We start from the raw sequence: 7,894 nt of genomic DNA, 5'->3' as shown, positions 1-7,894 counted from the left end.
GTGGGCGCCGTATCGAGTGACGGCCGGCCGGACCGAGGACGGACACCCCCCACCCCGGCCCCGCCCCACAACGCACCGCAGGCGAAACCGCAACCACCCACCGGACCGCAACGGGCCGCCGCAGGCACAAAAGGGGGCGCGGGGAACGGCGCGACCAGCCACAACGAACCGGCAGCCGACAACGCACCCAAAGGCGACAACGCACCCGCAGCCGACAACGCACCCGGCGCCGCAGGCACAGGCACCGCTACAGCCACCCCGCGAACTCCAGCAGCAACTCCCCGTCCTTGGGCCGCCCCACGCGCAGTGCCCGCACCCCCGACTCCACCGCGCGAAACAGCGTCCACCCCCGCAACCGCTCCTGATCGACCTCCAGCGACTCCGCCAGCCGCTTCACCCGCCGCCGCGTGGTCGTCGCCCCCGACGGCGAGGCGATCAGATCCTCCACCCGGTCCCGCACCAACCGCGCCAGATCGAAGGCGCACTCGCCCACCACCGGATCCGGCCCCACCGCAAGCCACGGCATCCGGTCCCCGGCCAGCACCTTGCTCTGCCGGAACGTCCCGTGCAGCAACCGCCGCTCCGGCGGAGCCACCAGCAACGCGTCCCGCGCGGCCAGCGCCTCCGTCACCAGCGGTGCCACCTCGGCATCCCGCTCGGCGCTCGCCCGCATCGCCTCGGCCTGCCGTCCCGTCCGCTCGGCCACCGTCTCGAACGCGTACTCCGAGGGCGGCTCGACCCACAGCCGCCGCAACGTCCCCGCCGCCTCCAGCAACGCCCGCGCCTCGGGCAACGACCGCACCGACACCTCGGGATGCAACCGCTCCAGCAACAGCACCCCGGGCACGGCAGGCGAGGGATCGAGCAGCTGCACGGCACCGCGCCCGGCCCAGTGGGCCAGCGCCGCCCGCTCCGCCTCGGGACGAGCCCGCGGCGGCGCCAGCTTCAGCACCGCGGGCGTCCCGTCCGCGCACCGCACGAGCAGCACCAGGCTGCTGCGACCGCCCGGCACCTGCACCCGCTCGACGGTCAACCCGCGTAGCGCGACCGCCTGCGCCACGGCCTCCGGCAGCCTTTCCAGCCACTCGTCACCGCCCGGTGCCGTCTCACCCAGCGCCCTCACCAGACGCCGCGGCGGTTCGAAAGCCATACGCGAGCCGCTCCTTCCTTCCGCTACGCCTCCGGCACGGGTCCGCTACGCCGTGGGCGTCCCGCCCCGTTCGGCGAGCCCAGGGAAGGCTACGCTCCCGCCGCGCCACCGCACCGCCCGGACCGCCGCCTCCCGCAGCGCACCGGCCGCGTCCCGCCGCCGCTGCCCGGCACTGGCCCGCACCAGGTCGGAGTACACGCCGGCGACACGTTCCTCCAGGTCGGCGGCGAGCCGTACCGCCGCCGCCGCGTCCGGCACGGGGAACGGCAGCGCGTACCCGGCCGCCGCGGCGACCGGCCGCGCGCCCCGGTCGCGGACCTCGCGCACCAGCGCGTCACGCCGCGCCCGGTGCGCGTCGTACGCCGCCCGGGCTTCCGCGCGCCGGGCGGTGCCGATCCGGCCGCCGACGACGCCGTAGCCGTACACGGCGGCGTGCTCGGCGGCCAGCGCCGCCTGCAGCGCCTGGATCACCTCGGTGTCCCTCATGCGGCCCCCTCGGTCAGCAGGAACGCGTGCGCCGCCCCGGCCGCCGCCACGGAGGCCAGCAGCCGCGCCAGCTCACCGTCGACGCCCGCCAGCTCGGAGGCCCGCCGATCGGCCAGCACCCGCTCGGCACCGGCCAGCTGCGCCAGCGCCTCCTTCTCGGTGCCGGGGACGGGAACGACGGGCGACACGGACGCCGACACCGAAGGACCCCCGGACGCCGAAGGCGCCCCCGACGCACTCCCCGACACCGAAGGCACCCCCGACGGACTCCCCGACGCCCTGGAGGCCCCCGCCGGGCCCTCCGTACCCGCATGCGCCGTACCGCCGAACGCCTCCACATGCCGTGCGACCTCCGCCCGCAGCGGCCCGATCCGCGCAGCCAGCGGCGGATGGGCGGCGAGCACGGCGTCGTAGCGCGCCAGCAGTCCCGCGCTGTCCCGCGCCGCACGCGCGCGTGTGCGCTCGGTCGGTGAGGGAGTGCTCGTGCCCCCGGCGTCTTCGGAGCCGCCGGAGCAGCCGGCGACGAGCAGGGCGCCCGTGGCGGACGCGACGAGGAGGGTTCTTCGGCGCGGCCCCGAGGGCAGGCGCGGGGGAGGGAACGGCACGGCAGTCGTCCTCAGGGAACTCGTACGAGCGGGACCGGCGGGCACACGGCCCGTGATCACCGTACCCGCGCCCCCCTCCGCCACCACCCATCGGCACCACCGACCACCCATCGGCACCCCCTCCCCTCCGTGCGGGGGCACGGGGAACCGGCCACCCACCGTGACACCGCCCCCCTCCGGAGACCACGCGCAACCACCATCGACCACCCACCGACACCGCCACGGCCTTCCGCGACCCCCACCGACACCGCCACGACCTACCCGCACCCCCACCGGCACCGCCACGACCACCCGCACCCCCCACCGACACCGCCACGACCTCCCGCGACCCCCCACCGACACCGCCACGGCCTACCCCCGGCCACGCACCGGCACCGCTCGTGCACAGGTGGACGGCATCACCGTCCGGGACCGGATACCCTTTGACCTGACACGCGACCCATCCCACAACAGCACACGCGGCCGAGGAGTCACCCGGATGAGCACCACCCACCACGAGAGGCTGCGGGAACTGCTGGAACCGCTCGTCACCTCCGAGGGCCTCGATCTGGAAGAGATCGCCGTGGACTCCGTCGGACGCAAGCGTGTGCTGCGCGTGGTCGTGGATTCCGACACCGGAGCCGACCTGGACCAGATCGCCGATGTGAGCCGTGCGCTCTCGGCGAAGCTCGACGAGACCGACGCGATGGGCGAGGGGGAGTACACCCTCGAGGTCGGCACCCCGGGCGCGGAGCGCCTCCTCACCGAGCACCGGCACTACGTGCGCGCCACGGGCCGGCTGGCGAAGTTCCAGCTGACCGAGGGCGGCGAGCTGCTCGCGCGGATCCTGCGGGTCGACGACGAAGGACTCGACCTCGAGGTGCCCGGGGTCAAGGGACGCAAGGCAACCACCCGCCGCATCGCCTTCCCGGAGATCGAGAAGGCGCGCGTGCAGGTGGAATTCAGCCGCAAGGACAAGAACGAGAACGCAGAGGAGGCGTAGCCGTGGACATCGACATGAGTGCCCTGCGGGGCTTGGTCCGGGAGAAGGAGATCTCCTTCCCCCTGCTGGTCGAGGCGATCGAGGCGGCCCTCCTCATCGCCTACCACCGCACCGAGGGAAGCCGCCGACACGCGCGCGTGGAGCTCAACCGGGAGACCGGGCATGTGACCGTGTGGGCGAAGGAGGACCCGGACGACCTCGAGGAGGGCCAGGAGCCCCGCGAGTTCGACGACACCCCCTCCGGCTTCGGCCGGATCGCCGCGACCACCGCCAAGCAGGTGATCCTGCAGCGCCTTCGGGACGCGGAGGACGACGCGACGCTCGGCGAGTACGCCGGCCGTGAGGGCGACATCGTCACGGGCGTGGTCCAGCAGGGCCGCGACCCGAAGAACGTGCTGGTCGACATCGGCAAGCTGGAGGCCATCCTTCCGGTGCAGGAGCAGGTCCCCGGCGAGACCTACCCGCACGGCATGCGCCTGCGGTCGTACGTCGTACGGGTGGCGAAGGGTGTGCGCGGTCCGTCCGTCACGCTCTCGCGCACCCACCCCAACCTGGTGAAGAAGCTGTTCGCGCTGGAGGTCCCGGAGATCGCCGACGGGTCCGTCGAGATCGCCGCGATCGCCCGTGAGGCCGGCCACCGCACCAAGATCGCCGTCCGCTCCACCCGCTCGGGTCTGAACGCCAAGGGCGCCTGCATCGGCCCCATGGGCGGCCGGGTGCGCAACGTCATGGGCGAGCTGAACGGTGAGAAGATCGACATCGTCGACTGGTCGGACGACCCGGCCGAGATGGTGGCGAACGCGCTGTCACCCGCACGGGTGTCGAAGGTCGAGATCGTCGACATGTCGACCCGTTCCGCCCGGGTGACCGTCCCCGACTACCAGCTGTCGCTGGCGATCGGCAAGGAAGGCCAGAACGCCCGGCTCGCGGCCCGGCTCACCGGCTGGCGGATCGACATCCGGCCGGACACCGAGCAGGCCGCTCAGCCCGACGAGCGGGCCTCCGAGGAATAAATACCGGCCGCGTGTCGCTGAGATCACGACAGGTTGGCCTACGGCAACTGTTCGAATCCTGCCCCAAAGGGGTGAGGTGCGTTCGGGGAGGTAGACTTAAGGGTGTCTGGCCGGACACGGGACCGAGCATGCCCTGAACGCACCTGTGTGGGGTGCCGGGAACGAGCGGCCAAGACGGAGCTGCTGCGCATCGTGGCGATCAAGGACGAGTGTGTCCCTGATCCACGCGGTACGCTGCCCGGCCGGGGTGCCTATGTGCACCCCGCCCTGGTCTGTCTCGATCAGGCGGTACGCCGCCGGGCGTTCACGCGGGCACTGCGCGCCCCGGGAGCGCTCGACACAAAGGCGTTGCGCCAGTACGTCGAGCAGGCAACAGTTGCCGAGCAGGCAACACGGTAAGAAGACGTGCCGCACGGCACCCCGTGCGGTGTAGGTACCTCGCGAGTCGAAAGCAGGTCGAGATTGCGATGAGCACTCGATGAGTACGCGATGAGTACGCCCATGAACTAGCGACGGTCCGGCATCACCCGGACCTCAAAGGAGCGAAGTGGCTAAGGTCCGGGTATACGAACTCGCCAAGGAGTTCGGTGTCGAGAGCAAGGTCGTCATGGCCAAGCTCCAGGAACTCGGTGAATTCGTCCGTTCGGCGTCTTCGACGATCGAAGCGCCTGTGGTACGCAAGCTGACCGACGCCTTCCAGGGTGGTGGCTCCGGCAAGTCCGGCAAGCCCGCCGCCAAGAAGGCCACCCCCAAGCCCGCCCCCGCGCCGTCCCCGGCGCAGGCGGCACGTCCGGCTGCCCCGAAGCCGCCGGCCGCCCCCAAGCCCGCGGCGGAGCAGCCCGCGGCTTCCCCGGCTCCTGCCGCGCCGGCCCCCGGCCCGCGTCCGGTGCCCGGCCCCAAGCCCGCGCCGCGTCCGGCTCCGGCCGCCCCGGAGTTCACCGCTCCGCCGGCCGCTCCCGCCGCTCCGCAGTCTCCGGCCGCCCAGGGTCCGCGCCCCGGCGCGCGTCCCGGTGCCCCCAAGCCCGGCGGTGCCCGTCCCGGTGCTCCCGGCCAGGGCCAGCAGGGCCAGCGTCCCGCCGCCGCTCAGGGCGGCGCGCGTCCCGGTGCCGGCGCTCCGCGTCCGGGCGCCCGTCCGGCCGGTCCCCGTCCGGGCAACAACCCCTTCACCTCCGGCGGCAACGCCGGCATGGCGCGCCCGCAGGCTCCCCGCCCGCAGGGTGCTCCGCGTCCCGGCGGCCCCGGTGCTCCCGGCGGCGGTCCCCGTCCGCAGGCCCCCGGCGGCCAGGGCGGCGGTCCTCGTCCGCAGGCTCCCGGCGGCGCCCGTCCGACCCCGGGCGGCATGCCTCGCCCGCAGGGCGCAGGCCCCGGCGGCCCGCGTCCCGGCGGTCCGCGTCCCAACCCCGGCATGATGCCGCAGCGTCCCGCTGCCGGCCCGCGTCCCGGCGGCGGCCCCGGCGGCGGCCGAGGACCGGCCGGAGCCGGCCGGCCCGGCGGCGGCGGTCGTCCCGGCGGCGGCGGCTTCGCCGGTCGTCCCGGTGGCGGCGGCGGTGGCGGCGGCTTCGCCGGTCGTCCCGGCGGCGGCGGTGGCGGCGGCGGCTTCGCCGGTCGTCCCGGCGGTCCCGGTGGCGGCGGTGGCCGTCCCGGCTTCGGTGGCCGTCCCGGCGGTCCCGGTGGCCGTGGTGGCACGCAGGGCGCCTTCGGCCGTCCCGGCGGTCCCGCGCGTCGCGGTCGCAAGTCGAAGCGGCAGAGGCGCCAGGAGTACGAGGCCATGCAGGCCCCGAGCGTCGGCGGCGTGATGCTGCCGCGCGGCAACGGCGAGACCATCCGTCTCTCCCGCGGCGCGTCGCTCACCGACTTCGCGGAGAAGATCAACGCCAACCCGGCGTCGCTCGTCGCGGTCATGATGAACCTCGGCGAGATGGTCACGGCCACGCAGTCCGTCTCCGACGAGACGCTGCAGCTCCTCGCGGGCGAGATGAACTACGAGGTTCAGATCGTCAGCCCCGAGGAGGAGGACCGCGAGCTGCTCGAGTCCTTCGACATCGAGTTCGGCGAGGACGAGGGCGACGACGAGGACCTGGTGGTCCGTCCGCCGGTCGTCACCGTCATGGGTCACGTCGACCACGGTAAGACCCGACTGCTCGACGCCATCCGCAAGACGAACGTCATCGCGGGCGAGGCCGGCGGCATCACCCAGCACATCGGTGCCTACCAGGTCTCGACCGAGGTCAACGACGAAGAGCGCAAGATCACCTTCATCGACACCCCGGGTCACGAGGCGTTCACCGCCATGCGTGCCCGTGGTGCGAAGTCGACCGACATCGCGATCCTGGTCGTCGCGGCCAACGACGGCGTCATGCCGCAGACGGTCGAGGCGCTCAACCACGCCAAGGCGGCCGACGTGCCGATCGTGGTCGCGGTCAACAAGATCGACGTCGAGGGTGCCGACCCGACCAAGGTGCGCGGTCAGCTGACCGAGTACGGCCTGGTGGCCGAGGAGTACGGCGGCGACACCATGTTCGTCGACATCTCCGCCAAGCAGGGTCTGCACATCGACAGCCTCCTCGAGGCCGTCATCCTCACCGCCGACGCCTCGCTCGACCTGCGGGCCAACCCGAACCAGGACGCGCAGGGCATCTCGATCGAGTCCCGCCTCGACCGCGGCCGCGGTGCCGTGGCGACGGTCCTCGTCCAGCGAGGCACCCTGCGGGTCGGCGACACGATGGTGGTGGGCGACGCCTACGGCCGCGTGCGCGCCATGCTCGACGACAACGGCAACAACGTCGCCGAGGCCGGTCCGTCGACGCCGGTCCAGGTCCTGGGCCTGACCAACGTCCCGGGTGCCGGTGACAACTTCCTCGTGGTCGAGGAGGACCGTACGGCCCGCCAGATCGCCGAGAAGCGTGCCGCCCGTGAGCGCAACGCGGCCTTCGCCAAGCGCACGCGCCGTGTCTCGCTCGAGGACCTGGACAAGGTGCTCAAGGCCGGCGAGGTCCAGCAGCTGAACCTGATCATCAAGGGTGACGCGTCTGGTTCCGTCGAGGCCCTCGAGTCCTCCCTGCTCCAGCTGGACGTCGGCGAAGAGGTCGACATCCGCGTCCTGCACCGCGGTGTCGGTGCGGTCACGGAGTCCGACATCGACCTGGCGATGGGCTCCGACGCCATCGTGATCGGCTTCAACGTCCGCGCGGCCGGCCGCGCGGCGCAGATGGCCGAGCGCGAGGGCGTGGACGTCCGGTACTACTCGGTCATCTACCAGGCGATCGAGGAGATCGAGGCGGCCCTCAAGGGCATGCTCAAGCCGGAGTACGAAGAGGTCGAGCTCGGTACGGCGGAGATCCGCGAGGTCTTCAAGTCGTCCAAGCTGGGCAACATCGCGGGTGTTCTCATCCGCTCCGGCGAGGTCAAGCGCAACACCAAGGCCCGCCTCATCCGCGACGGCAAGGTGGTCGCGGAGAACCTCAACATCGAGGGTCTGCGTCGCTTCAAGGACGACGTCACCGAGATCCGCGAAGGCTACGAGGGTGGTATCAACCTCGGAAACTTCAACGACATCAAGGTCGACGACGTCATCGCGACGTACGAGATGCGCGAGAAGCCGCGGGTGTGACACCCCCGGTGCGTGCCGGCCGACGGGACCGAGTGTCCCGTCGGCCGG

At 72.9% G+C, this 7,894-nt stretch carries 7 protein-coding genes; 4 read left to right on the top strand and 3 right to left on the bottom strand.

Features of this window, described 5'->3' with window-relative positions; genetic code table 11:
* Positions 1-247: 247 nt before the first annotated feature.
* Genes AB0E88_RS34210 through AB0E88_RS34200 form a run of 3 tightly spaced genes read right to left on the bottom strand, consistent with a single transcriptional unit; the run spans position 248 to position 2,241 of the window.
* Entirely contained in the window at positions 248-1,150 is a 903-nt protein-coding gene (locus tag AB0E88_RS34210) for an aminoglycoside phosphotransferase family protein (protein WP_361638719.1), read from the bottom strand.
* 45 nt (positions 1,151-1,195) lie between these two features.
* Positions 1,196-1,636 (bottom strand): ferritin-like domain-containing protein, encoded by a 441-nt coding sequence (locus AB0E88_RS34205; protein WP_361638717.1) that lies wholly within the window; start codon positions 1,634-1,636, stop codon positions 1,196-1,198.
* The gene (locus AB0E88_RS34200; protein WP_361638715.1) at positions 1,633-2,241 is read right to left on the bottom strand and encodes a hypothetical protein; all 609 of its coding nucleotides are present in this window, start codon (positions 2,239-2,241) and stop codon (positions 1,633-1,635) included. Before AB0E88_RS34200 ends, AB0E88_RS34205 begins: the two co-directional genes overlap by 4 nt.
* A 478-nt stretch (positions 2,242-2,719) precedes the next feature.
* Between AB0E88_RS34200 and rimP the strand changes: the two genes are divergently transcribed.
* From rimP to infB, 4 genes are all read left to right on the top strand, one after another.
* The gene (gene rimP / locus AB0E88_RS34195; RefSeq protein WP_361638713.1) at positions 2,720-3,223 is read left to right on the top strand and encodes a ribosome maturation factor RimP; all 504 of its coding nucleotides are present in this window, start codon (positions 2,720-2,722) and stop codon (positions 3,221-3,223) included.
* Between the two features lie 2 nt (positions 3,224-3,225).
* Positions 3,226-4,236: a transcription termination factor NusA gene (nusA, locus tag AB0E88_RS34190; RefSeq protein WP_361638711.1), complete on the top strand. Its 1,011-nt coding sequence runs from the start codon at positions 3,226-3,228 to the stop codon at positions 4,234-4,236.
* Positions 4,237-4,338: 102 nt separating this feature from the next.
* Positions 4,339-4,635 carry a YlxR family protein gene (locus AB0E88_RS34185; protein ID WP_361638709.1) on the top strand — a complete coding sequence of 99 codons (297 nt, stop codon included), beginning with the start codon at positions 4,339-4,341 and terminating at the stop codon, positions 4,633-4,635.
* Between the two features lie 148 nt (positions 4,636-4,783).
* Positions 4,784-7,846 carry a translation initiation factor IF-2 gene (gene infB, locus AB0E88_RS34180; RefSeq protein WP_361638707.1) on the top strand — a complete coding sequence of 1,021 codons (3,063 nt, stop codon included), beginning with the start codon at positions 4,784-4,786 and terminating at the stop codon, positions 7,844-7,846.
* The last annotated feature ends 48 nt before the right edge of the window (positions 7,847-7,894 follow it).

Source organism: Streptomyces sp. NPDC028635 (assembly GCF_040637635.1).
Lineage (GTDB): Bacteria > Actinomycetota > Actinomycetes > Streptomycetales > Streptomycetaceae > Streptomyces.
This window is presented reverse-complemented; position numbering and strand designations above follow the sequence as displayed.